We start from the raw sequence: 23,433 nt of genomic DNA, 5'->3' as shown, positions 1-23,433 counted from the left end.
ATTCTTTCGGTGCTTTCAAAAATACACCTCATTATTACGTACCGTGAACATGCATGTCAAGGTAAGATTCGAATCAGTTCTCTACTACCCTCTCTGTGCACTTTCCAAGCATATGAAAATGCCCCTTCAAAGCTTCCACTCTTTCGAGTGTCCATTTTGAAGGGACATTTCTGTTCCGATACTTTCAATCTATTCGAGCGTTGCTGTGGCCGTCTGGAGTTCACCATTGCGATAGTACTCTATTTCAAGCGTTTCACCCTGTGCTTTTTCATAGTAGAGGTACTTTCTCAGCTCGAGCATGTTCTGCACCGGCTCGCCGTCCAGGGAAACAATGACATCAAGCGAATCGAGCCCTGCTTCAGCGGCGGGTGTGCCGTCTTCGACATTACTGACGATGACACCGGAATTGACATCGTCCGGCAGGTTCATCTGGTTGACCAGCACCTCGGCAGGCACAGTATAGAGATCCTGAAGCATGACACCGAGATAAGGGCGCTGCACTTCGCCGTTCTCTTCCAGCTGGCTGACGATCTGCTCGACTTCATCCACCGGAATGGCAAAGCCGATGCCTTCGACTGTCGGCATGCTGATCTTCATGGAGTTGATGCCGATCAGGTTGCCGGCCTGGTCTACAAGTGCACCGCCGGAGTTTCCGGGGTTGATGGCTGCATCGGTCTGGAGTACGCTCGCTTCCCAGTCATAGTTGCCATCGCCATCAATGTCGACCGGTACACTGCGGTCAAGACCGGAGATGATGCCTCTCGATACAGAACCTGAGAAGGCCTGGCCGAGTGGTGAACCGATGGCGATTGCTGTTTCGCCGACAAGCAGCTGGTCGCTGCTGCCGAAATCGATTGCGTTTTCAATGTTGCCGCGGTCGACACGGAGGACAGACAGGTCGGTCCAGACATCGGTACCGATCAGTTCTGCATCAATCTGATCTCCATTTTCAAGGTTGACCTGCAGTTCCTCTGCACCTTCGACCACATGGTTGTTCGTGACGATAAAGGCGTCTTCTTCGGTCAGCTTATAGATGACACCGGAACCGGTACCCGCTTCCTCGGGTTCACTATCAGGCATTTCCTGATAGCCCGGGACGATCTGACCTGCTTTCTGCAGATTGATGACCGACACGACCGACTGCTTCGCCTTCTGTATGGCGGCAGTCGTATCCGAAATCTGCTTGTTCTCGTCACCGCTCTGCTCCTGAAGCTGTCCTTTGATGTCTTCTATTTCCTGGCGGTTCTCCTCAGAGATGCCGTCATCCGGATCCTGGGCGCCGCTGCCACCGCTGTCATTGTCATCAAAAAGATTGAACAGGAGGAGCATGGCCAACGCACCGATCAGTCCGGCCAGAAATGGCAGGAGCAGGCTGCTGAGACAGCCGCCTTTTTTGCGGCCTCCGCGGCCGCCATTGCCATCTGTCGGACCACGACCGGATGTGTTCCGTGTCGCGCCGCCCATGCTTGCGGGTGCACTATTGTCCGCATATCCCGCTTCGCCCGGCCCATAGTCACGCGACCCGTCCGTTCTGGACCTGTCATTGCCACTTTCTGCTGCCTGGGCTCTGTCCACGTCATCCATTGATGGATCCTGGACTGTGTCATCGTGTCTTTCTGGCGAAACGGCGTCTGTAGTGTCCTGTGGTGTCTGATCCGGTCCATCTGCATGCTTTGAACCATCGTCTGAAAATACACGTCTATTCCGACGATACTGATCTTTTGGAATGATGTGTTTCTGTGACCTTTCCAAAGGCGACCCCTCCTAAAAGTTTGTATCCCTCATTATAGAGGCTTTAGTGGATGCTTTCCACTTTTTTACCGTTATCATTGTCATTGCTCAGGAACCAGCCGGCCGTAATGATGATGACCATGACTGCCCAGAAGATGAGTTTCCATGTGACAGAGTGCGGGAAATCATGCGGAATGATATGGATGGCATCGTGCGCCAGTGTAAGCACCGCAAGCTTGACACCGACCCAGCCGACGATGATGAACGCTGCCACTTCGAGACCCGGCTTTCTGTTGAGCAGCTCGACAAACCATGTGGCGAAGAAACGCATGATGATGACACCGACGAGGCCGCCAATGAGCATGACCGTATACTGGCCGGCATTGATACCGAAGAAGTCTCCGCCGACTTCAGGAAGAGCGAGCGCAATGGCTGCTGCTGCCAGAATGGAGTCGATGGCGAATGCGATATCAGCCAGTTCGACTTTGAAGACCGTGAACCAGAAGCCCCCGCCCTTCTTCTTCGTTTCGTCGAGCACGATACCTTCCGTACCGGCTGTCGGTTCCTCCGGCTCCTTCTCACCCTGCTTCAGCTTGATCAGGTGTGAGATTGAAACATAGAACAGGTATAGTGCACCTGCTGCCTGCATCCACCACCACTGTACGAGCCAGACCAGCAGCAATATGGCGATCATCCGGAAAACGAATGCACCAAGCAGCCCGTAGAAGAGCGCTTTTTTACGACGGTCCTTATCCAGATGCTTGACCATGACGGCCAGTACGACGGCGTTATCTGCTGCGAGCAGGCCTTCCAGGACGACCAGAACGACAAGCACCCATGCATATTCCAGTAGAATTGCAAAATCCATTTCCTATTCCTCCTTTTTCTATGAACAAAAAAAGACCTTGATCCGGGAACGTCTGCACTGGTGGCAGGCATTCCGGTCAAGGTCTCACGATACAATACAGCGTATTGCTCAATGTACCGGGAAATTATCCGTCATGACGATACATTGATGGGTCGCCCCATTCGTTACTCCCCTTTTCCGATGAAAAGGCGCATGTTCAATTTTATTACTTATCTAAATATAGATGATTTGCTGCCGGAAGTAAAGTAATAATGCTAGAGCAGGTTATAGAGTTTTATTTCAGGATATTTTTCACTGAACCATCGCATGGCAAACTCGTTCTCGAACAGGAAGACCTGGTTGTCATGGCGGTCCAGTACCAGATTGGCACGGGCACTGTTCATGGCATCCGTAATGGCTTCTTCATTTTCTATCCAGCGTGCAATCTTCTTGCCGACAGGCTCCATGATGACGTCTGTATTGTACTCGTTCTTCATGCGGTGTTCGAAAACCTCGAACTGCAGCTGGCCGACCGCGCCGAGTATCGGCTGGTTCGTGTGCAGCGTCTTGTAGTACTGGATGGCGCCTTCCTGGACGAGCTGCTCGATGCCCTTGTAGAAGTGCTTCTGCTTGAGCACGTTTTTCGCGGACACTTTCATGAAGAGTTCCGGTGTGAATGTTGGCAGCTCCTCGAATTCCACCTTGCTGCCGTGATAGAGCGTGTCACCGATCTGGAAGTTGCCGGTATCGTACAGGCCGATGATGTCGCCGGCGTAGGCTTCGTTGACCGTCTCGGTGTCATCAGCCATGAACATCGTCGCGCGGTTCAATTTGCTTTTACGGCCGGTACGGGCGAGCGTGACATCCATGCCGCGCGTGAACTTGCCTGAAACGACGCGCAGGAATGCCAGGCGGTCGCGGTGACGCGGGTCCATGTTGGCCTGGATCTTGAAAATGAAACCGCTGAAGTCTTCATTCGTCGGTTCGACTTCCGTCTCTGCCTTCGTAGACCTCGATGTCGGCATCGGCGCATAGTCGACATACGTATCAAGGAATTCCTCGATACCGAAGGTGGACAGTGCAGAACCGAAGAAGACCGGTGTCAGATCGCCTTTTGAGATCTTCTCAAGGTCGAAGGCATCTCCCGCCTCTTCCACCAGCATGAACTCCTCGACGGCTGTCTGGAATGCCTCGTCTGCCTGGATGGCATGATCTTCCTTCAGCTCATAGTCGTCGTCCAGTGTCAGTTTTTCTTCCTCACGGTACGGGTTGATGGTGCGATCCTTGCGGTTGATGATGCCGAAGAAGCTCTGGCCCATGCCGATCGGCCAAGTCATCGGGTACGTTTCGATTTCAAGTGTCGACTCGATCTCTTCGAGCAGCTCGAACGGCTCCTTGCCCATGCGGTCGAGCTTGTTGATGAACGTAAAGATCGGAATGCCGCGCATCCGACAGACTTTGAAGAGCTTCAGTGTCTGCGGCTCGATACCTTTCGCGGCATCGATGACCATGACGGCCGAGTCGACGGCGAGCAGCGTCCGGTACGTATCCTCCGAGAAGTCCTCGTGTCCCGGTGTATCGAGAATGTTGATCTTGTAGCCGTCAAAATCGAACTGCATGACGGAACTCGTCACACTGATGCCACGCTCCTGTTCCACTTTCATCCAGTCGGATGTCGCGAACTTGCCGCTCTTCTTGCCTTTGACCGTCCCAGCCTGGCGGATGGCACCACCGAACAGCAGCAGCTTTTCAGTCAGCGTCGTCTTTCCGGCATCCGGGTGCGAGATGATGGCGAACGTCTTTCTTTTTTCTATTTCATGAGTCAAATCCATAATTTTCTCCTTACTTTGTAGGGATTGCTTTTGTAATGTCACGGGCAACGATTTCGCACGATGATTCATCCATCACATTGAACAGGTGGATGACGATCGCATCAATCTGTTCGTCTGCCGGGAGCGACCGGCTGTATTCGATGCTGAAATTGACATCCGGTATGCTGATGATATGCGTATCGCGGGCATCATGTGTGAAAATGAAGGCCTCGACTGCCCGGCCTTCGATATGCGTCTCAATCTGTTGCATATTCTTCCTCCCGGTACTTGCGGTAGGCACGGTCCAGTGCAATCAGATCATCGCGATGGGGCACTTTGATGTAGTTCTCCATGATCTGATAGGGTTCACGCCCCTTGCACGCCAGGACGATCGTATCGCCGGGCTCGGCAATATCGATGGCATACTCGATGCCTTCCGTGCGGTCGGTGAATGAATGGTAGTTGTCGTGGGCAGCGCCTGCAGCGAGTGCTTCGACGAGCATCTTGGGATCATCGTTCGCCGGGTTGTCCGGTGTGAATATCGCCACATCGGCCCGGGTCGATATGCGACCCATCTCGGCCGCTTTCGACAGGTCGCGCTCGCCGGTCATGCCGACCAGGAAGATCAGCCGCCCTGTGACGAATGGTTCGATCGTATCAATGATCTTATCGAGAGCATCCGGTGTATGTGCGAAATCGATGATGATATCGACTGGCAATGTCTTATCAAGCACTTCAAGACGGCCCTCCACCGGTGCCATCGTAGCGATGGCATCAACGATGCGCGGCAGCCTGTAGCCCTGCAGCCATTCGCTGATGATGGCGCACATCAGGTTCTGTATATTGAAGTGCCCGATGAATGGCGACTGGATTCGGAACGGACCTTCCGGGGTATTGAGTGTAAAATTGAAGCCTTCGAGCGTCCCTTCGATATCGGACGGCCAGAAATCAGCACGAGCCGTCATGCCGTAGGTGATGGTTTCGTGCGCCGTCATCGTCCGGTAGCGTCCGGACCATGGATCATCGTCGTTCAGCACGAGGTACTTGCGGTCCTTCAGGTTCTGCCCCATCTGGGAAAACAGCAGGCCCTTCATATATCCGTATTCATCCATCGTATTGTGGAAGTCGAGATGATCCTGCGTCAGATTCGTGAATATGGTGATATCATAATCGATGCCGTAAGTTCTGCCGATCTTCAGTGCATGGGAGGATACTTCCATCGTGAACACTTCCGTCTCACGCTCATGTGCCTCATACAGGCGTTTATGCAGGCGTGTCGTTTCCGGCGTCGTATTTGTACTGTCGTAGCGGTCTTCATTGAGCATGAAGCCGTTCGTGCCGAGGTAGGCACTGTTCTTGCCGAGCGCCCGGCTCAAGTTGTGTATCATCGTTGCGACGGTCGTCTTGCCGTTCGTACCGGTGACACCGATCATCGTCTGGGTTTCGTGCGGGAAGTCATATATATATTCCGCAAACAGCGCGGCCACTTTGCCCGGATCCTTTACGACCAGCAGGCCGATCGTGTCCGGCAGTGCCGCATGGCGGTCGCTCACGATGAAGCGGCATCCCGACTCGATTGCCTGGGGGATGAAATCGAAGCCATCCCGCTGGTGGCCTTTGATTGCAACGAAGACGGACGCCTTGTCCACTTCGCGCGAATCCACTGTAATATGTGAAACAGTTTCCGGGAAACTGCCGTATGTCTGCTTTATTTTCAAAAGGGAAATCAGAGTCTTCGAATTCATGTTCCATGCCACCTTTCAACTTTTATATTATACAATATAAGGGGGCGCTTTAATAGTAGGAATTGACAGAGCACCCCTTGATTTGTATCATCAAAACGTACAACTATAACTTGAGGAAAGCGCACTTTGCGAAAGGCAATGCGTCATAAAGGTGACAATATGGATAAAAATGATCATAAGAAAAGATTCTGGAAACTCGCTTTCATCCTCTGTCTGACAGAGATTGTGCGAGGCATGTTCATATTGAGCTATCTTCCAGCCCTGCCGACCATCGGCATCATATCGATCGGCCTGTCATCCATCGTCATTACGATGCACTATGTATTCGATGCTGTGACCAACATCTGGCTCGGCTTCATCATGCGCAAGATCGGGGCATGGTGGACGATGTTCCTGAGCTACCTCGTCGGCATCGGTGCCATGGTCGTGGTCATGTTCGACCAGAGCTTCCATGTGCTGCTCATCGCGGCCTGCCTGCTCGGCATCAGCGTATGTCCGATATGGATCATCGCATTGTCCAACGTAAAGGATGAAAACCGCGGTCGAGAGATGGGTCTGATATTCTTCTCATGGCTCTCGGGACTCGGTTCCGGCATGGTCATCATGAACTTCCTGATCGGCATCTTCGATGCCGCTTCAGTCTATGCGATGGGTGCCGTGTTCCTGGTCAACTTCATCGTCTTCCTCGTCATGCCCGGCGACTACAAGGTCCAGTCAAAAGACGGCGAGGCCGCCGGCCGCCGCAAACGCAGGCTGCCGCTCAAGGAAACGTGGGTCATCCTGCGCCGGCACATGAAGAACATGCCCGGCATCATGCTCCAGGGACTTGGCGTCGGCATGCTGCTGCCGGTGCTGCCGACCTACATCACGACACTGCTCGAACTGAACTATTTCGAGTATACATTCTTCATCCTGCTTGTGTTCGGCATCGTCGCCTTCAGCATGACAGTGCTGAGCCGCGCCCTCGACGTGCATACGGAAGGGTTCACCCGCACCATCATCGTGCTCGGATTCCTGGTCTATGCCGTCGGCGTCATCTGGTTCAGCACGCTTGAGACCGTATGGCTGATCTTCATCATCGCGAGTCTCATCGGACTGTCCTATGGCCTCATGCTGCCGGCATGGAATAAATTCCTCGCCGGTTCAATTGCCAGCAGTAAAAAAGAGGAATCGTGGGGCGTCATCAGCTCCATCCAGGGTGTCGGCGCCATGATCGGGCCGATGCTCGGCGGCCTGACTGCCGACCTTTTCGGCACCGTCACCGCAACACTCATGGCGAGCGGCATCATATTCCTCATCCTGTTCGTCTACTATGCCGCACTCTACATGCTCGAAAGACGGTCTGTCCAGGGATAGGCAGTAAGCTGATCTGTTTCACAACTGGTCCATCAGCACGGATCTCTGATAAACCGGCAAATCATTCCTCTATTCACCTGAAACCAGTATAATACATGTAAATGGGGTGTTTAAATGATAAGAATACTTATGTTTATGATGCTCAGCTGGCCTTTCGGGGGAGAGGTCGATTCTGCAGTCCATGAAGCTTATGCCAAGGATATCGGGCCGGTATCAGGAGAGAAGATCGATCATGTTGTCAGTACATACTTTGAAAAGTCGTTCACTTTTGCGGCTACCGGCGATGTACTGATCCATGATCACCTGTATGAAGACGTTGCGACCGAGTCGGGATATGATTTTATTTCGCGGGTCGATGAAGTGGCGCCTTATCTTAAGAACCAGGATCTTGTATTTCTGAATCAGGAGACGCCGATTGGCGGGGAGGAACTGCGCCTTTCCGGCTACCCTGCCTTCAATGCACCGCTTGAAACTGCGGATCTTCTTGAGTATCTGAATGCAGATATCGTCTCGCTCGCCAATAATCATGCGCTGGACCGGAGCACTCTGGGCGTGGAGAAGACGACAGAAATTCTGAATGAAAAAGGCATCGAATATGTCGGTGCCAATGCCAGTGCCGAAGATGCTGCGCGCGAGCGTGTAATTGAGGTGGATGGCATCGAGGTCGGCTTCCTTGCCTATACGTATGGCACGAATGGCATACCTGTGCCCCAGGGTCAGGAGTATCTGGTGAACTTCATCGACATGCCGACGATCCTCTCCGATATGGAGGCGTTACGAGACGCGGTCGACCTCCTTGTGGTCAGCATGCACCAGGGTGTCGAATATGCACCTTTACCACGGGAGGACCACGTCATTCAGTTTGAACAGATTGCGGAAGCCGGGGCGGACATTGTGCTGGGCCACCACCCGCATGTGCTGCAGCCGGTCGACATCTATGAACGGGAGGACGGCGGGGAGACCATCATCGCCTACTCGCTCGCCAACTTCTTCAGTGCCCAGCAGGACCTTCAGACGAAACTCGGTGGCATCATCGAGTTTGATGTCAGACATCAGGTGAACGGTGGCGAAACGGCGATCAATGGTATCCGCTTCATGCCGACCTATGTCCACAGCAACGAATATACGGATTTCGAACTTGTCCCACTGGCCGATGCAGAGGCATATGGAATGGCGGATGCAGCCGACATCTATTCTGATGTCAGTGAGCATATGCGCACCTACACTGACGAACTGGAAGTCGTCCAATATCTGGAGTAACACGAAGAACGCCCCAAAACCCGGGATGAAATCTTGGGTTTCGGGGCGTTTTGTATGAGATTGATGTGGGGTTGGGGTTGGGGTTAACTTGCCATGGTTTCGTCTGCGATGGTGAATTGGGGGCCCAACTCGCCATGGCGACGCGCGCGATGGTGAATTAACAGCCCAACTTGCCATGGCGATGCGCGCGATGGTGAATTAACGGCCCAACTTGCCAAGGCGACGCGCGCGATGGTGAATTAACAGCCCAACTTGCCATGGCGACGCGTGCGATGGTGAATTAACAGCCCAACTTGCCATGGCGACGCGTGCGATGGTGAATTAACGGCTCAACTCGCCATGGCGACGCGCGCGATGGTGAGTTGGACAGCCAGTCGATCAATGAACACTACACCACCAACCCACATTACCTTAATCTGCTAAAATCTTCTTATCTTTTTCATACTTGGAGTCATAGCCTTTTATTTTCAGCAGCTCTTTCAAGTTTGACGTATCAATTGTATAAGCTGAGTGCTTTCCTCTTCTTGCGAGTGTGCAATATTTATTCAGATAGCGTTCCATTCTTCGAACACTCACTTCTCCTCCTGTAATCCAACGGATGTTCTGTTTAGTGATGCTTTTCCCCGGAAATAAAATTGCAAAATCGGTGATGGCCTGCACTGTCTGGTATTCAATGGTCTCAGAGTGGCCGCACCGGGTGCACCGCGTCCGGAAGTGTTCCAAGCTAAGGCCAAAAGAGCCACACCGCCCGCAATACAACCCCGTCCTGATCCGTCCCGCCTCCACTTCCGGCGGTGTCATCGGATCGTCGATGATGCAGCTCCGGATAGTGTTTGACAAGGCTGCTGCACCCGGGCCGGCATGCTGCTGCGCAATATCACGCATGTAGTATTTCATCATCGAACGGGTGACGATGTGCTTTTCATTTTCATCCGAATCGATGGTGAGATTGAAGTGCGGATTGATGAAAGTCACTTTCCTGTCGATTTCGAATGGATGGCTGCTCCCATATTTCAGCCGTATGAGCTTGCCGGCGGTCCGGCTGGCCTGGGCAAGCGGGTCTTCGGAAATCTGGAAGCCATTGACCGACCAGCTGCCATTTTCGTATTGGTACATGCCGCTGTAATTCTTGATTTCATTGACGATCAGCCGGTCCTCACCCACTATCAGTGCATCGATCTGCAGTGTGGCGTTCTCGATCTTCAGCCAGAGGTCGCGGAAGATCAGCAGCTGCTCATGCCCGACCTCGTCCCACAACCGGTCATATATCTGCTCGCCATGGAAGCCCTGGCGCAGCATCTTCAGCCGTTTCCTCTCCCCCTCCCCGAGTTCCGTACGCCGTTCGAGCACCTCATGAAAATCAAGTTCCTGCGATTTCTCCCTCTCCGTCAAAAACATAAAACACCTCCTATACTATATATGGTGAAAAATAGCCATTTTGATTTTTTATTTTTGGGCAGTTTTACACTTTATGAAAATAAAAATCGGCATCCCCCTCATCCAACCCATGTAAACAGGAGGTGGGTGAAGGGAAATGCCGATCTATTTGATATATTCTTTTTCGAACTGTTCATAAAGGGTGTATTCGAAATAGTTGCTGTTCGCCTGGATATAGGCTTCGACGAGAAGGTAGGCAAAGAATGCGTAATAGACGCCACCAATCAGTGCCCAATGGCTGCCTCCCAGAAAGAAGAGGATAAGACCTGGCAGGATGATGAAGAGAATCAGGAGCGCAATACTTGCGAACCGGTAGAAGTTGGATGTGCGGATCTGATCGCGGACTTTACCGTTGATGTCATTCAGAAATCTGCTGTGGTTCTTTCTGGCTTCAGGTTCGAGCGATTCGAGCTGATTGGGTGTCAGGAATTCTGTAACTTCCGTCTCCCCGCTGATATCATGCTCGAGATATTTGATATCGACTCCTGGATGCGGTTTGAAAAGATATTTTGTAACTTGGCTTAAAGGGACTCGCATTATTTTTCCTCCTTGTGCAATTGACCATTATGCTTTACTATATAATTTTGTGAACGCACTTAAACATACCAACTTATTCTAATATAGAGGTGAAGATATGTCTAATCAGGAAACAGAAAAATCTTTTTCACGACGTAATTTCCTAAAGATGTCAGGTGTTGCGACAGGAACGCTTGTTACTGGAACATATTTGGGATCTCTGCTCAAGGATGATACATCAACAGAGATGCAGCAGACAGAGGTGCAGGACCAGGAGGCTGAGCAGCCGGCCGATGCCCCAGGGCAGGAGAATTTTGATCAGGCTTTCAAATATTTCCAGCATAAGGATGAATTCCAGACAATCGAGGCGGCAGCCGAGCGTATCTTCCCTGAGGATGACAATGGACCGGGCGCGACTGCACTTGGTGTCGCATGGTTCATCGACCATGAACTTGCAGGTGGCTACGGGGCGAATGCACGCGAATACATGAAAGGCCCATTCAAGCAGGGCACGGACTTCCAGGGTCCACAATATGCGCTTATCAGACGCGATCTTTTCGCAGAAGGCATACGTGTGATGAATGCAGAAGCGCAATCAAGACACGATTCAGCATTCTTCGATCTTGAAGGTGACCAGATGGACGAGATCCTGACCGAGATGCAGAATAATGAACTCGAAATGCTCGGCATCAAGTCGAATGACTTCTTTGAAGAGCTGCGCCTGGTGACACTTTCCGGTGCCTATGCAGACCCACTTTATGGCGGTAACAAAGGAATGAAGGCCTGGGATATGAAGAAATTCCCTGGCGCGTATATGAGTTACCATGATGAAATTGAAACTGAAGGATTTGTGGAAAAAGATCCACAGCCACTCTCTTCGCACATTTCGCACTAATTTTAGGAGGCAATTCCATTGGCAGAAACATTAGATAAAAGAGAAGTAGTTGTAGTTGGACTGGGATGGGCAGGCAGTATCGTTGCCGCTGAAATGGCCAAAGCAGGCAAGGATGTACTAGGCCTCGAACGTGGCGCTGAAAAAAAGACGGAAGACTACCTGCTTGCGCACGATGAATACCGCTATGTCGTCGGGCATGAAATGATGCAGGATCTATCCAAGGAGACCATTACCTACAGAAATAACCTGGAGGAAGAAGCACTGCCGATGCGTCGCTTCGGCGCTTTCCTCATTGGTACGGACGTCGGTGGCGGCGGTGTACACTGGAACGGTGACACATGGCGCTATAACCCGTACGACTTTGAAATCAAATCCCGTACCGATGAGAAATATGGCGAAGACAAACTGTCGGACGACTATCTCATCCAGGACTGGGGCATCACATACGAAGAGCTTGAGCCCTATTATGAAAAGTACGAGAAAACAGCAGGGGTCAGCGGAGAGCAGAATCCGATGGGACCTGAAAGAAAGATGCCTTACCCTACACCTCCGATGAAGATGACACCACTGCTTTCCGATTTCAAGGCAGCATGTGAAGCAGCTGGGGCGACACCTTTCAGAACGCCTTCCGGTAACATGTCGGAATCCTATACCAATCCTGATGGCATGACCATCAATGCATGCCAGTACTGTGGTTTCTGTGAAAAGTTCGGCTGTGAGTGGGGAGCGAAATCCTCTCCGATCGTTTCGACGATTCCGGTTGCCAAACAGCACGATAATTTTGAGATGCGTACACATGCCAATGTCGTCGACATCGTGAAGGAAGATGGGGAAGTTACCGGCGTACGTTTCGTCGACACAAGAACCCATGAAGAATTCATCCAGCCTGCAGATGTTGTCGTCATCACGAGCCACACGACGAACAACACCAAACTGCTTCTTCATTCCGACCTTGGCACACCATATGACCCTGAAACAGGTGAAGGTGCTGTCGGCAAAAACTATTGTCTGCACATCACACCATCCGTTACTGGTTTCTTCGATACAGAATATAACCTTTCCATGGGTGCCGGTGCACTGGGTGTCACAGTCGACGACTTCAATAATGACAACTTCGACCACTCCGACCTTGATTTCATCCACGGTGGATCGATTTCGATGAAACAGCAGGGCAAGCGTCCGATTCTTGAAAACGCTGTGCCTGACACTGTCGAGAAGAACTGGGGCGCGGAATTCAAGGCTGAATCCGTCAAGGCCTACAACCGCTCTGCGGGCGCCTGGGCACAGATGATCACTCTGCCATACAGAACAAACTACCTTTCCCTTGATCCAACATACAAGGATGACTACGGACGCCCTCTGCTCCGTCTCACCTACGATGTGACCGATCACGATAGAAACGTACACTCCTACATTGGTGACCGCATCGAGGAGATCATCGATGAAATGAATCCGATAGCCAAAAACAGAAGTGTACTGGATGAGCACTTTGACATCCTCCCAGCACACAACGACCACATTGTCGGCGGAACAATCATGGGAGCCGATCCGGAAACCAGTGTCGTCAACAATTACCTGCAGATGTGGGACGCGGACAACGTGTTCGTCATCGGCGGATCGAACTTCCCGCACAATGGTGGATACAACCCTACCGGCACAGTCGGTGCGCTTGCCTACCGTGCAGCTGAAGGCATTGAAAAATATCTTGATGATAATGGTCCACTCGTTGAGGACTGATCCATCAAATAATAATTGATACATGAGGCATATACGGTTTTACGTATATGCCTCTTAGGTTTATAATGGACGATAGGTGAGCGATATGAATAAAACTAAAAATACAAGAAAAGAAACACTCAACGAAGTAGCAAAGGATGGGGTTGAAGAAACAGAGGCCCGGCACAGGGTCACTGTGGACACCCCGGACGGCACACTGGTCGACCATCTGGATGATCTGAGGGGTACGCTGATCAAAACGATAGTCACCTTCGTCCTCTTCTTCATGCTGATCTTTCTGACCATCCAGTACTGGTTCCCCTATCTGACCAAAGGTCATGAACTGATTGTCAGGGGGCCGTTTGAGGTCATCCGATTCTACGTCCGTACTTCCGGAGCGCTCGGCATCGGACTCAGTCTGCCATTCATCTGCTATTTCTTCTGGCAGTTCATGCGTCCCGGTCTCGTCGAAAAAGAGACACAGTTTCTGAAATCATACTTTCCGCTGATGTTCCTGCTCTTTTTGGCAGGTCTATCATTCGGCTATTTCGTTGTCCACCCGGTCAGCTACTTCTTTCTGATCCAGATGGGCGAACGGAACTTCGATGTATTGGTTACAGCAGATGAGTACATGTCATTCCTGCTCCTGTCGACCATGCCCTTTGGTCTCATCTTCCAGCTGCCGATCGTCGTACTCTTCCTGCATCATATCGAGCTGCTTGATTCGACATTGATGAGATCCATCAGAAAATATGTCTATTTCGGGCTCATCGTCATTACTGCACTGATTGCACCACCCGACTTTTTCACACATATCATCACAGTGACACCGATGTTCATTCTATATGAAATAAGCATATATATTGTAAAAATAAGGGAACGCCGTGCATTGAAAAAAGCAGATGCATCACAAAAGTCCGAATAAAAAAGCGATATGACGGTTGTAATCCGAACTCTGCGGATCAGCCATCATATCGCTTTTCATTTTTGAATGACAGATGTTTTTCATCTGCCGTTCTTTTTTAATGCCTCTTCCATGAAATCGAGCAGTGTCTCTCTCATGTGTGATTTCAGTGCATATTCGATGGTCGTCTTGACGAAACCTGTCTTATCCCCGACATCATGCCGCTGCCCTTCAAAGTCGACCGCGTGAACATCTCCGCCGGACTGGATGACCGCATGTATCGCATCAGTCAGCTGGATTTCTCCACCTGCCCCTACCCTGCCCTTTTCAAGATGTTCAAACACTTCCGGTGTCAGAATGTAGCGTCCCATTATGGCAAGAGTCGAATCTGTCACACCGGGTGCGGGCTTTTCGTACATGTTGGAGAGGTGGTAGAGATTGCCTTTCTGTTCATCAAATTCCACAATACCGTAGCGGGAGGTTTGCGACGCGGGCACCTGCTTGACACCGATGATCGGGCTCTGGCATCGGTCATACTGAGCCATCAGCTGACCGATTCCAGGTGTGCCGTCTCCGTTATCGACAATGTCATCTCCAAGCAGTACAGCGAATGGTTCATCACCGATGAACTGTTTCGCGGTATGTATCGCGTGCCCGAGCCCTTGCGGCGACTTCTGTCTGACGTAGAAAATATTGGCCAGCCCTGTGGCATGTTCCACTTTTTCCAGCAGCTCATATTTCTCCTTTTGTTTCAGGTTCATTTCCAGTTCGATCTGATGATCGAAGTGGTCCTCTATCGCCCGCTTATGCTTGCCGGTGACGATGATGATATCTTCGATACCCGCAGCTACCGCCTCCTCCACGATATACTGGATGGTCGGCTTGTCCATGATCGGCAGCATCTCTTTCGGCATTGCCTTTGTCGCCGGCAGGAATCTCGTTCCGAGCCCGGCAGCTGGTATCACTGCTTTTCTGACTTTCTTCATATCTCATTCTCCTTCTCCGTGACTTTCCTCTTACTATAATAAACTATTTGTTCATATGGAACCTGGATATCATTCTGTGATGAGCCCTGCTGTCATACTAAAAAAGGAGGGCCGACGGCCCTCCTATCGTGATTCGGATTTTTTCTTCTCGGCAGCCCGCTTCTCCTTGCGCCTGACCAGGATGATGCTCAATTCGTACAGTCCGATCATCGGAAGCAGCGTGATGATATGTGTGAAAAAGTCGGGCGGTGCAATGATTGCAGTGATGACAAGCAATCCGAAATAGGCAAATTTCCTCGATTTCTTCATAAGATCAGAATCAAGCAGTTCTATATGATTCAGGAACAAAACAATCAGAGGTAATTGGAAAATCAATCCGAATGGAATCGTTGTAACGAGCAAGAACGACATGTACTCATCCGCTGTAACCAGTACGTCGAAATTCCGTTCCCCCATCTCGATCAGGAAAAAATAGCTGAGCGGATGGACAACGAAATATCCAAAAGCAATACCGATAAGGAAGAGTCCGAACATGAAGCCCATGGATCCTTTGAGAAACTGGGTATTCTTTTGTTCGATAAGTCCTGATCGGACGTATTGCCAAAGATACCAGCAGATGAACGGTACACTGAGTCCGAGACTCATCGCTGCCGAAGTACGGATGTAGAATCTGATGACTTCGAACGGTCCGAAGACGACGATATCCGTCCCCATGGAAACGACCGGGAACCACCAGCGCACTGTCGCAAATATGATGACGAACCATAGGACGAAAGTCACAGCCGATTTGATCAGCAGACTGCGCAGACTCTCGAGCTGCTCGACCAGTGGTTCGAATGGGTCATCTTCCGACTGGTCTGCTTTCTGCGATTTTGGCTTGATGACCGTTTCCTTAACATTCGATTTGCTGTCTGAAACTCCATTTTCATCTATTTCTTGTTTATTATCTTTATCTTTAGAGCTGCTGCCCGGGTCTTGCCTACGAACCATTTATAAACCACCTATTCTTCTTCGAGACGGCCGCCATTCTCAGCGTACTGAATTACACCTTCCGCACAGCGGTATGCCAGGGCACCGACTGTAGCAGTTGGATTATACCCACTATTATGAGCGAAACTTCCTGCGCCGACAACAAAAAGATTGTCGCGATCCCAGTGCTGGAGGTAGTTATTCGTGACACTTGTTTCCGGGTCGTCCCCCATCACCGTGCCGCCGGTGTTGTGGGTGGACTGGTATGGTGTAATATCGTAGTCTGTGCTCGCGGCATCAAGAACGACGTCGTTGGCACCCATCTCTTCCATGACTTCGCCCGCTTTTTCGGTAAGATATTTCTGGACGGCGAGATCCTGATCGGTGAAGTTGAATGTCAGCTGCACGAGTGGGACACCGTAGACGTCGTTGTATGTCTCATCGAGATCGAGATAGTTCTCACGATGGGGCAGTATCGCACACTGGCCTTGTACGCGAAGTGTCCGTGTGTAGCTTTCGATGGATTCCTTTTTGAACTCGCTGCCCCATGATGGTGTATCCGGTTTCGTCCGGTTTGTCGCAATCGGACGGTTGCCGGTCTGCGTGATGGCCATGTTTCCACCATGTAGAAAATCAAGGTCGGAGTGGTCGAAATTATCACCATTGAAGTCATCAAATGCCATGCCGAGTGCACCGGCACCCATGAATGTATTGAACTGCTCATCGAAGTAGCCCGTTGCGCCACCGAAGATCTGGTAGCAGTAGTTTCGGCCCAGTGTGCCCTCTTCTGTTTCAGGATCATACTGCTCGCCGATTTCAGATACTCTGAGGAGCTTATAATTATTGAAGACATAACTTGTCAGTACAACGACCTCCGCCGGCTGGATGAATTCCTCTCCGGTTCTGACGTCAACATATCTTACACCGGTCACCTTGGAATCATCGTCTTCATCCGTCAGTACTTCTACAACGTTGGAGTGTGTACGCACTTCGTAGTTGCCGGTCTTCCTTGCAGTCGGAATGACTGTGACTTCAGGAGATGACTTCGCTCCGTATTCACATCCGAAACGTTCACAGAATGCACAGTATTGGCATGCAGCAATCGATTCTCCATCCGGATTCTCATACGACTCGCTCAAGTTTGCGGAAGGCATCATGATTGGGTTGTAGCCCAGGTTGTTCGAGGCTTCCTCGAACATCTGCAGCGTACGCGTCTTTATCATCGGCGGTGTCGGATAGGCATCCGAGCGTTCTCCGGACAGTGGGTTCTCCTCTCCGGAAATACCGGCAGTCTTCTCAAATGTATCGAAATAAGGTTCGAGTTCATCGTATGTGATTCCCCAGTCCTGCAGCCTGTAGCCCTCATCGTCCCTCAATTTTTCACTTCCGTAACGCTCCTCGGTCATCGAGCGGATTTCAAAATCGTAGGGCAGGAAGCGCCATGTCTGACCGTTCCAGTGCGTCCCTGCACCACCAAGATTCTCACCAAGCAGGAAAGAACCAAGCTGGCGCATCGGCAATGCACGCTGATCCCGGTTGTTTCTGAATGTCAGTGTTTCCTTGGACATATCCTGCATCAGTTCATAGCGGATGGCATACTTGTATTCATCATGGATATTCTGATAATCTTCCGTGCCGCGTTCTCTTCCCCTCTCAAGACCGACCACCTTAAGACCTGCCTTTGCCGCTTCTGCTGCGATGATGCCGCCTGTCCAGCCGACACCTACCGTCACTACATCTACTTTATCGAGTTCTGTTGCCATTAGTGATCCCCTCCAAACAGTGGTTGTGGATTAATTTCCGTAAAGCTGTCAGTATCGATTTCCTGGATGTATGCATGCTGGTGGCCTGGGAAGTTTTTCATCTTCCAGCCTTCCATATTGAGGTTGCCTCGGTAGAGCGGATCCGCATATACACCTTCAATGGTTGCAGAACGCAGAAGTCTGAAAAAATCCTGTGGCTTGGCGGTATCAGCGGGAACACCCATATCCGCTTCGCCTTCCTGGAAGCGTGTAAGTATCTCATCCATCTGTTCACCATCCAGGTTGCGGAAATTATCATCGAACATTTCATTCGCTTCAGTGTCGAGCCGCTCGATGCCGAGCCTGAACAATTCCGAACGTATCAGCCTCGACTGATAGCCCTGCGTGGGTTCTCCTTCATAGAATGGCCCCTGCATATACTCCCTCGTATTATTTCCGTATTCACCGGCAAGCTGCATATCGAGAAAGAAAGGTGCACCGAGCGCGATTGCGCCAGGTCCCATGTCATCTTCCGGATAGATTCTTTCCATGGCCTGTGAAATCGTGTCGAAGGTCGCATCATTATGGAAGAAGATCCTGCCGGGATTGTAGTCGCCTGAGCCGGCGCCTTCAGAACCTTGATCTGCACTCTCACCGCTCGTACCTGCTTCTTCAGTCGGTGAATCAAGATTGAAGCCGACCAGTCCGCCAAGCATGGAGCCGCCTATGATGCCACCAGTCGCTACGCCTGTGGTTTTCAGGAAGTCACGACGTGAAAACTGCTTTTCTTTATTATTTTTATCTGCCATTATAAACACCCCTTTGATTTAAATGCTTTTTCAATATATAATGATATCAGAATATTCATATCTAGTGAAGGGGGTAAAAGTTTTGAGTTTTTTCAAGTATCTGACATGGGATAGTGCGCATATGGATCTGCGCTACGAGCAGGATCCTTATGACGGCCATATGAATATAACCAACGTCTACAAGGATTCACGCAAGATGGATATGGCAAGAATCAATGATGAATATTCCGGTCCCATAAGGGATGCGCAACGTGTCATCAATGCCAACCGTCTCGGTATGCTGATCATCTACCTTGCGCTCGTATTCCTGCCTGCGCTGATCACAAGTGTGATGCAGGAGAATGTTCTTCTTTTGGGCGTCATCATCGTCTATACTGTTCTGGCATATTTCGTTGTCGAAGCAGTCAACCAGGTGAAAATCAATCAGGTGCTGCATAAGCTTGACCAGGACCTGAAAACATCACCCGAGCCGGTCGATCAGAGCCGATAACTTCGCCTTGAAGCAGCTCTGCCAAACATCAATAGCCGAATATCAAAAACCGGATGACCATCCAACCTCTTCAGAATAAGGGTGGCACATCCGGTTTTATTTTGATTGATTTAGGATCAGACGTATTCAATATGCACTTTTTATACATTTACAAATGGAAAAACATCCATTTCATCTCTGTACTTCCTTTCCTCTTGATGTATCCAGGCTGCTGACCTTCCCCCACAGGTCACCGGCTCGGTCGGCCTGGCGGAAGTTGATGCCTGCGCGTTTTTTTCCGACGGCGATGCATTTCAGTTCATTTTTGACCATGATGCGTATCCACCATAGTCCTTCGTTGACAAAAAGCTTGTCGAAGCGAATTTTAGTACCTTCGGGCAGAACACCATCTGCAGACGCACGTGTCGATGGGTGATGCCGTATGCGTATCGGGCTGTCGGTTCTGAACTGTCCATGCCACAACCATGCGCTCTGATAGGCTTCGCCTCCGACATCTATTTTCAGCGGATTGATGCCGTTGCAGACGAATGCGCGCTCATTCGTAATATGACCATATGGCTGGAACTGGATGTGCAGGTGGCTTGCCATCCTTACGTTGTCATAGTTCGTACTCGACTGCAGACCGACAGTATCGCCCTGGCGCACCGATTGACCCATACGGACTTTCAGGTTGCGGGCGAGATGCCCGTAGATCACCTGTATACCGAGTGCTTTATTTGCCACGACGACCGTACCGCCGAAGTTTCCGAACTGCTTTGTGCCTGCGACCACCTCCCCGTCACATACCGACGGGACTGGTGCAAGATGAGCCTTGGCAAGGTCATAAGCCCGGTGATACCCCCCGCAGTAGGTATCATAATTATAGCCATCTACCGTATAATCACGCTTTCCCCATATGCCGCTTCTGTACTTGGATGGATCCGATGTGACGCGAAACCCCTGTCTGATCAGATATTCGATTGGATTCATGAATGCCCTCCTTACTGTGATGCTCCATATATCGAAATATTTGTGTAAAAAGTTATTGACCATGCTGGTCAATAGGACTAGAATTAAATTGACCAGTGTGGTCAGTTAAAAGGAGGAAAGTATGAAAACACCGTTTAGAAATCTGGCTGACAGTCAGCAGTATCATATTCTGACCACCGCCATGGCAGAGTTTTCGGAGCACGGCTACAAAGCCGCTTCAACCAATCGCATTGTCGGCGCCGCAGGCATCAGCAAAGGGCTGCTCTACTACTATTTCGAAAATAAGGAAGCGCTTTATCTGAGCACGGCCGAATTCGCCTATGATCACTTCACCACGCATCTGCTGGGGAGGTTCATGACAGAAGCGGAAGGCTTCATCGAACGGCTGGCCCGACTCTCCCGGATCAAGCATGTCTATTTTACGCAGCATCCGGAAATTGCCCGGTTTGTGACGCATATGTACTATGCCGAAGGGCTGCTCGAGGCATACCAGTCGAAGATGCAAAAACTGCGGGAATGGAGTCTTCGGGCAATGTATGACAATGTCGATATGACACTGTTCCGTACGGATATCGACCGGGAGACGGCGATGAAGATGATCGGCTGGACATTCGAAGGCTATATCAAGGAGATGGAGCAGTACTTCGAAAAGGAGGGCATCGATTTTGATCAGGTCGATACCTACTTCGAGCAGTTCGGCGGCTATCTCGACACAATGCGCAAGCTCTACTATAAGGAGGCAGGACAATGACAGTGCTTGAACTGAAAGGTTTGACGAAAACATTCGGAAAGACAGTTGCTGCACAGGATATTTCATTCGAGCTCGAGGCAGGTGAGGTCTTCGGTTTCATCGGTCCGAACGGTGCAGGGAAATCGACCACCCTGCGCATGATCATCGGTGCGCTCGCTCCGGATTCAGGTGAAATCCTGATGGATGGGAAGACGGTTGCCGGCAACCGCCATTACAAGCAGAACATCGCCTACGTGCCTGGAGATGTAAACCTGTGGGGCAATCTGACAGGTGAGGAGGTCATCCGCTTCTTCATGGAAGTGAGAGGCTATACCGATACGGCCAGGAAGGATCATCTGATTGCGCAGTTCCGCCTTGATTCCAAAAAGAAATGCAAGACCTACTCCAAGGGGAATCGTCAGAAGGTTGCGCTGATCTGCGCCTTTTTGTCGGATGCCCGCCTGCTCATCTTCGACGAGCCGACTTCCGGCCTCGATCCACTGATGGAGCGCACCTTCCACGAGCAGCTCTCTTCAGCAAAAGCGGAGGGACGCAGCATTCTGCTGTCGAGCCATATCCTCTCCGAAGTCGAAAAACTGGCCGACCGCATCGCCATCATCCGTGAAGGCAGAATCATCGAGACCGGACCGCTTGAAACACTGCGCCATATTACACGAACCGAGTATATTGTGAAAGCCGGGCAGAATCTTGCCGAAATGCAGAAACTGCCTTATGTCCACGATTATGAGGAGACCGGGGACGGGACACATATGCGCATCGACAATGATTCAGTCGGTGAATTCCTGGAGGCGCTCGCACTCCATCAGCCGCATCATTTGGAAACACTGCCGCCAAGGCTCGAGGATATCTTCATGCGCTACTATGAAGATGGCAGTGTGCCGTCATGAACGCCTTCATCGGCCTGACGCTTCGGGACGTATGGCTCCGTGTGCTGCTCTGGATTGTCGGCATCAGTGCACTCACACTGATTGTGCCCTTTGCATTCGAAGGATTGTACAGCAGTGAACAGGAACGGGAGGTGCTTCGGCAGACACTCGATAACCCTGCACTGATTGCCATGATCGGCCCTGTACCGGAAGGTGCCTATACGATTGCTGTGATGTTCAGCCATGAAATGCTCGTTTTCATGGCGATCATCCATGGGCTGTTCGGCATCATGATCGCCAATGCCGCGAGCCGTAGAATGGAAGACCAGGGTCTGGTCGAATACGTCAACAGTGCCGGTATCACACGACAGACGATTTTCATGACACAGCTTTTGCTCGGCACCGGCATGAATGTACTGCTCGGAATCGTCATCTTCCTCGGGACATACTTGTCTCCGGATGACTCTTTTACACTCGTAGGGTGTACGCTCTATGCCGCGGGCACGAGCCTGTTCGGTCTGATGTTCTACACACTGACACTCGTGTTTGCCCAGCTCCTTCCCAGTTCGGAATGGACATTCGGCATGGCACTCGCCATCCTGCTGCTGCTCTACCTGTACCGTGCCATCACTGACGTCGTAAGCCCTGAAATGTCTGTCGTATCGCCGTACAACTGGCTGACACGGCTCGAACCGTTCGCTTCCAACGAAGCAGTATGGCTGCTGCCGTTTCTGCTGATCGTCGTTTTAATCGGGCTCGCCTGGGTTTTATTCTCCAGGAGAGATCTCGGGGATGCATATTTCAGTATGAATCTGAATAAAAAGCCGCGGACCATCGGCTCCTACCCTCGTCTGATGATCGGCAGCATGAAAGTGCTCACAGCGAGCTGGCTCATCGGTATGATGCTGATTGGTGCTTCATATGGTTCGATATTCGGTGATCTTGATGCCTTCATCAATGAAAATGCGTTTCTTGCCGACAGTATGGCCGCTTCGGGCGAGGATCCCATCGGACAGTTCATCAGCGTCCTCATCATGATCACATCCGTCATCGGTGTAATACCGGCATTGATGGTCTCAGGCCGTATACTGCGTGAAGAGAAGCACGGCCGGCTCGAATGGCTGGAGTCTGCCGGGATGCGCCGCACGCGCATGCTGCTCGGTCATGGACTGTATGCCATAATCGTCGGATTTGCCGGTATTCTTATTGCGCTGCTCGGCATGTACGGCGCAAGCATGACGGTCGAAGGCATCGATATGACGGCTGGCGACTACGTCATTGCCGCAATCAACTACAGTGCGGGCGTCGTCTTATTTGTCGGATTGTCGATGCTGCTGATCGGACTTCGTGCCCGTCTGCATTTCGTGGTCTGGTTCTATCTGCTCTTTACATTTTTCATCAACTATCTTGGGCTGATCCTCGGACTCGACGATGCATGGCTTCTGGCCACCCCTTTCCACCACCTCGCAGCAATGCCGTCAGAAGAGATGGCCTGGACGCCGTGGCTGGCGATTCTAGGGATCGGGATTGTATTATCGGGTGCCGGAGTAATGCTGTTCAGACGGAGAGATGTCGGGTGACATCTCTCTGAACGACACGCACAATCTGATAGCCCATACAAAAATAAGAGTCC

21 protein-coding genes are annotated in these 23,433 nt (G+C 51.1%); 9 read left to right on the top strand and 12 right to left on the bottom strand.

Going from position 1 to position 23,433, the window contains the following annotated elements; genetic code table 11:
- Positions 1-189 precede the first annotated feature (189 nt).
- The 5 genes from GQ671_RS06460 to GQ671_RS06440 form a co-directional block, all read right to left on the bottom strand.
- Positions 190-1,752, bottom strand: a complete 1,563-nt coding sequence (locus GQ671_RS06460) for a S1C family serine protease (protein ID WP_160654415.1) — start codon at positions 1,750-1,752, stop codon at positions 190-192.
- A 43-nt stretch (positions 1,753-1,795) separates the two neighbouring features.
- Positions 1,796-2,599, bottom strand: a complete 804-nt coding sequence (locus tag GQ671_RS06455; protein ID WP_160654412.1) for a TerC family protein — start codon at positions 2,597-2,599, stop codon at positions 1,796-1,798.
- 254 nt (positions 2,600-2,853) lie between these two features.
- Positions 2,854-4,410 carry a peptide chain release factor 3 gene (locus tag GQ671_RS06450; RefSeq protein ID WP_160654407.1) on the bottom strand — a complete coding sequence of 519 codons (1,557 nt, stop codon included), beginning with the start codon at positions 4,408-4,410 and terminating at the stop codon, positions 2,854-2,856.
- 10 nt (positions 4,411-4,420) lie between these two features.
- Positions 4,421-4,660: a YueH family protein gene (locus tag GQ671_RS06445; protein ID WP_160654404.1), complete on the bottom strand. Its 240-nt coding sequence runs from the start codon at positions 4,658-4,660 to the stop codon at positions 4,421-4,423.
- Positions 4,647-6,134 carry a UDP-N-acetylmuramoyl-L-alanyl-D-glutamate--2,6-diaminopimelate ligase gene (locus tag GQ671_RS06440; protein WP_160654398.1) on the bottom strand — a complete coding sequence of 496 codons (1,488 nt, stop codon included), beginning with the start codon at positions 6,132-6,134 and terminating at the stop codon, positions 4,647-4,649. The genes GQ671_RS06445 and GQ671_RS06440 overlap by 14 nt, the downstream gene beginning before the upstream one ends.
- Before the next feature lie 159 nt (positions 6,135-6,293).
- On the opposite strand from GQ671_RS06440, the gene GQ671_RS06435 reads away from it, so the two are divergent.
- A complete protein-coding gene (locus GQ671_RS06435; protein WP_160655036.1) occupies positions 6,294-7,490 on the top strand; it encodes an MFS transporter in 1,197 nt (398 codons plus the stop codon).
- A 114-nt stretch (positions 7,491-7,604) separates the two neighbouring features.
- The gene (locus tag GQ671_RS06430; protein WP_160654395.1) at positions 7,605-8,750 is read left to right on the top strand and encodes a CapA family protein; all 1,146 of its coding nucleotides are present in this window, start codon (positions 7,605-7,607) and stop codon (positions 8,748-8,750) included.
- 411 nt (positions 8,751-9,161) lie between these two features.
- Here GQ671_RS06430 and GQ671_RS06425 read toward each other — a convergent pair whose 3' ends face one another.
- Complete coding sequence (locus tag GQ671_RS06425; RefSeq protein ID WP_160654392.1) at positions 9,162-10,148, bottom strand: nuclease-related domain-containing protein; 987 nt, start codon at positions 10,146-10,148, stop codon at positions 9,162-9,164.
- 144 nt (positions 10,149-10,292) lie between these two features.
- Positions 10,293-10,724 (bottom strand): hypothetical protein, encoded by a 432-nt coding sequence (locus tag GQ671_RS06420; RefSeq protein ID WP_160654389.1) that lies wholly within the window; start codon positions 10,722-10,724, stop codon positions 10,293-10,295.
- Between the two features lie 97 nt (positions 10,725-10,821).
- Between GQ671_RS06420 and GQ671_RS06415 the strand changes: the two genes are divergently transcribed.
- The 3 genes from GQ671_RS06415 (at position 10,822) to tatC (GQ671_RS06405) (ending at position 14,239) form a co-directional block, all read left to right on the top strand.
- Positions 10,822-11,598 (top strand): gluconate 2-dehydrogenase subunit 3 family protein, encoded by a 777-nt coding sequence (locus GQ671_RS06415; protein ID WP_160654386.1) that lies wholly within the window; start codon positions 10,822-10,824, stop codon positions 11,596-11,598.
- 18 nt (positions 11,599-11,616) lie between these two features.
- A complete protein-coding gene (locus tag GQ671_RS06410; protein ID WP_160654383.1) occupies positions 11,617-13,335 on the top strand; it encodes a GMC family oxidoreductase in 1,719 nt (572 codons plus the stop codon).
- Between the two features lie 85 nt (positions 13,336-13,420).
- Entirely contained in the window at positions 13,421-14,239 is an 819-nt protein-coding gene (gene tatC / locus GQ671_RS06405; RefSeq protein WP_160654380.1) for a twin-arginine translocase subunit TatC, read from the top strand.
- Between the two features lie 80 nt (positions 14,240-14,319).
- Here the strand turns inward: tatC (GQ671_RS06405) and galU are convergent, their stop codons facing one another.
- The 4 genes from galU to GQ671_RS06385 form a co-directional block, all read right to left on the bottom strand.
- Positions 14,320-15,204 carry a UTP--glucose-1-phosphate uridylyltransferase GalU gene (gene galU / locus GQ671_RS06400; RefSeq protein WP_160654377.1) on the bottom strand — a complete coding sequence of 295 codons (885 nt, stop codon included), beginning with the start codon at positions 15,202-15,204 and terminating at the stop codon, positions 14,320-14,322.
- Between the two features lie 123 nt (positions 15,205-15,327).
- Positions 15,328-16,194, bottom strand: a complete 867-nt coding sequence (gene tatC, locus GQ671_RS06395) for a twin-arginine translocase subunit TatC (protein WP_160654374.1) — start codon at positions 16,192-16,194, stop codon at positions 15,328-15,330.
- An 11-nt stretch (positions 16,195-16,205) separates the two neighbouring features.
- Positions 16,206-17,936: a GMC family oxidoreductase gene (locus GQ671_RS06390; RefSeq protein ID WP_160654371.1), complete on the bottom strand. Its 1,731-nt coding sequence runs from the start codon at positions 17,934-17,936 to the stop codon at positions 16,206-16,208.
- Entirely contained in the window at positions 17,936-18,724 is a 789-nt protein-coding gene (locus GQ671_RS06385; protein ID WP_160654368.1) for a gluconate 2-dehydrogenase subunit 3 family protein, read from the bottom strand. Before GQ671_RS06385 ends, GQ671_RS06390 begins: the two co-directional genes overlap by 1 nt.
- Positions 18,725-18,806: 82 nt before the next feature.
- Between GQ671_RS06385 and GQ671_RS06380 the strand changes: the two genes are divergently transcribed.
- On the top strand, positions 18,807-19,214 hold the full coding sequence (locus GQ671_RS06380; RefSeq protein WP_160654365.1) for a hypothetical protein: 408 nt from the start codon (positions 18,807-18,809) through the stop codon (positions 19,212-19,214).
- 171 nt (positions 19,215-19,385) lie between these two features.
- Here the strand turns inward: GQ671_RS06380 and GQ671_RS06375 are convergent, their stop codons facing one another.
- Positions 19,386-20,183: a M23 family metallopeptidase gene (locus GQ671_RS06375; protein ID WP_160654362.1), complete on the bottom strand. Its 798-nt coding sequence runs from the start codon at positions 20,181-20,183 to the stop codon at positions 19,386-19,388.
- A 121-nt stretch (positions 20,184-20,304) separates the two neighbouring features.
- Here GQ671_RS06375 and GQ671_RS06370 point away from each other — a divergent pair, with 121 nt between their 5' ends.
- The 3 genes from GQ671_RS06370 to GQ671_RS06360 are packed head-to-tail and all read left to right on the top strand — an operon-like array spanning position 20,305 to position 23,380.
- Positions 20,305-20,934, top strand: a complete 630-nt coding sequence (locus GQ671_RS06370) for a TetR/AcrR family transcriptional regulator (protein WP_160654359.1) — start codon at positions 20,305-20,307, stop codon at positions 20,932-20,934.
- On the top strand, positions 20,931-21,821 hold the full coding sequence (locus tag GQ671_RS06365; protein ID WP_160654357.1) for an ABC transporter ATP-binding protein: 891 nt from the start codon (positions 20,931-20,933) through the stop codon (positions 21,819-21,821). The genes GQ671_RS06370 and GQ671_RS06365 overlap by 4 nt, the downstream gene beginning before the upstream one ends.
- Positions 21,818-23,380, top strand: coding sequence for an ABC transporter permease (locus tag GQ671_RS06360; protein ID WP_160654354.1), 1,563 nt, complete (start codon positions 21,818-21,820; stop codon positions 23,378-23,380). Before GQ671_RS06365 ends, GQ671_RS06360 begins: the two co-directional genes overlap by 4 nt.
- Positions 23,381-23,433: the final 53 nt, after the last annotated feature.

Source organism: Salinicoccus hispanicus (assembly GCF_009831115.1).
Lineage (GTDB): Bacteria > Bacillota > Bacilli > Staphylococcales > Salinicoccaceae > Salinicoccus > Salinicoccus hispanicus.
The sequence above is the reverse complement of the archived record's forward strand: the minus strand, read 5'-3'. Positions and strand labels throughout refer to the sequence as shown.